A 2,397-nucleotide genomic window follows, 5' to 3' on the forward strand; every position below is an offset into this window, starting at 1 on the left:
ATGGGCAGAACTAATCATAAATATAAGCATTACCATAATTTGTGGATTAAAATGGGGAATCATAGGAATACTATTAGGTAAGATTACTAGTCTTTTATTGATAGTTGTAATCTGGAAGCCATGTTATTTGTACCATTCAGGCTTTAAGGAGCCCATTTTCAACTATTGGAAATCTGTGACAAGAAACTATATTGTTTCATTGATTGCCATCATTATACCAACATGCTTGACGAGGCTTTTACCAATTGATCCGTATCAAAATATCGGCACATGGGTTTTATACGCTTTATCGGGAATGGCAATATATTTTGTAATTTCTATTCCATCCTATTGTATTTGTGTAAAAGGAACCAAAGATTGCCTGCATAGATTTATACACAAATAAGTAATCTCAATCGTATATTGAAAAAAATCAGAAACGATAATTATTTTCGTCAATATTAGACTATATCTCACAGATAATCATTAACTTTGCATTAAAAGTTGAATTGATATCATATAAAGTTTATGAAATTTTCGATTATTACTATTAACTACAACAATGTGGAAGGTCTCCGCAACACTATCAAAAGTGTTGTAAATCAAACATATACTGATTACGAATTCATAATCATTGATGGTGGTTCAACAGACGGAAGCGTTGAGGTCATAAAAGAATACGCCAACATAATCACGTATTGGGTATCAGAACCTGACAAGGGTATCTACAATGCCATGAACAAGGGTATTGAGGTTGCCAATGGAGAATATCTTAATTTCATGAATTCTGGAGATTGTTTTTATAATAATGATGTATTACAGAAAGTGGCAGATTATCATCTTGAAAAAGATATGATTGTCGGTCATGATTACCATTATAATGAAGATCTGAAACTTGGTCATGTATCATTGGAGCCCATGCGACTTTCCATGATTACGTTTTACGAAGAAACACTTGCCCATCAAAGTACATTTTTTAAGAAATGTTTATTTCAAGAATATCAATATGACGAATCATACAAATTCGTTTCAGATTGGATTTTCTATTTAAGAAAAATCGTAGCAGAAGAAAAGACAGTAATCTTTATTCCAGACATTATCTGTAAACGAGAAGCTGGAGGTATCACAGAACGTCAAAACGCAAAAAGTCAAGAAGAAAAGCAGCAGTATCTGAAGAATTTCCTTGCACCTGGTGTGTATAAAGACTACGCATCTTTATCTAAGATTGACAAAACAACCCTATATAAATTCTTTTCTCTCTGTAATGAAGAAAAAAACGTCAAGATGATTAGATTCTGTATCAAAGTGATTTATCGTATATCAAAATTCTTCAAATAAAGCCATGAAATCTATTGTTGTTATATTCCCCTATTTCGGAAAGTTACCTCCACAATACGATATTTGGAGGGCGTCAGCTATACGCAATCCAAGTATTGACTTTATGTTCTTTACCGATACAGAAATAGCACCATATAAGAATATTATCGTCCACAAAATGAAATTTGAGGACTTTCGTATAATTGTTCAAAAGGCATTCGATTTTCAGATTATATTAGATAGACCATACAAGCTTTGCGAATATAAACCAGCTTATGGCTATATTCTAAAAGATTACATCAAGCAATATGATTTTTGGGGATTTGGTGACTTAGACCTTGTATATGGAAATATACGCACTTTTATTACTGATGAGGTATTAAAATACAAGTTTATATTAGGATGGGGACATCTTTCTCTTTTCAGAAATGATTCTGACACCAATGAATATTTTATGAAAGAAGAAAATGGTTTCCAAAAATATACTGATGCATATACAACAAGAAACATTACATTCTTCGATGAGTTTGACCATATGGGGTGTAGCGACAAATGGAAAGCATGCCGCCCAAATGATTGTTGGCTAGAGACTCCATTTGACAACGTCTCAAAGCCCAAACAAGCTTTTCATTTCAACAGTTTAACGCGAGGATGGCAACAAGTATTGTTTGAACACGATGGTCAACATTTGTACATGATTCGCATAGTCAATGGGAAAATCGAAAAGAAAGAGTCTCTCTATGCACATTTCCAACATAGGGCATTCATGAAAGATAAAATTTCAGATTACAATCACTTTCTGATTACCCCTACATCAATGATTGATTTTCCCAAACACATGATAAAATTCCATTTGTTATTTTATAGCAGGAAACGAACCTTTAGGACAAAACTTGCACAATGGAAAGACCGCATTATATGGAAATTAAACTTAGGACACTATAAATAAACAACTAATGAAGATAGCAATACTTACTTCTGGTATCTTACCTGTTCCTGCCGTACGAGGAGGAGCTGTGGAAAACCTCATTGATTTTTACCTTGAATACAATGAAGTTCACCATTTGCACGATATTACAGTATATAGTATAGATGATCAAC

General features: G+C 33.1%; 2 protein-coding genes and 1 pseudogene. All 3 read left to right on the top strand.

From position 1 onward, the window contains the following. Positions 1 to 385, top strand: a pseudogene (locus tag CIK90_RS14345) (sugar transporter); the annotation flags it as partial. A gap of 122 nt (positions 386 to 507) precedes the next feature. Then, entirely contained in the window at positions 508 to 1,317 is an 810-nt protein-coding gene (locus CIK90_RS02550; protein WP_094464278.1) for a glycosyltransferase family 2 protein, read from the top strand. Positions 1,318 to 1,321: 4 nt separating this feature from the next. After that, the gene (locus CIK90_RS02555) at positions 1,322 to 2,245 is read left to right on the top strand and encodes a DUF6625 family protein (RefSeq protein ID WP_094464279.1); all 924 of its coding nucleotides are present in this window, start codon (positions 1,322 to 1,324) and stop codon (positions 2,243 to 2,245) included. Positions 2,246 to 2,397: the final 152 nt, after the last annotated feature.

Origin of the sequence: Prevotella sp. P5-126 (genome assembly GCF_002251185.1) — a bacterium.
Classification (GTDB): domain Bacteria; phylum Bacteroidota; class Bacteroidia; order Bacteroidales; family Bacteroidaceae; genus Prevotella.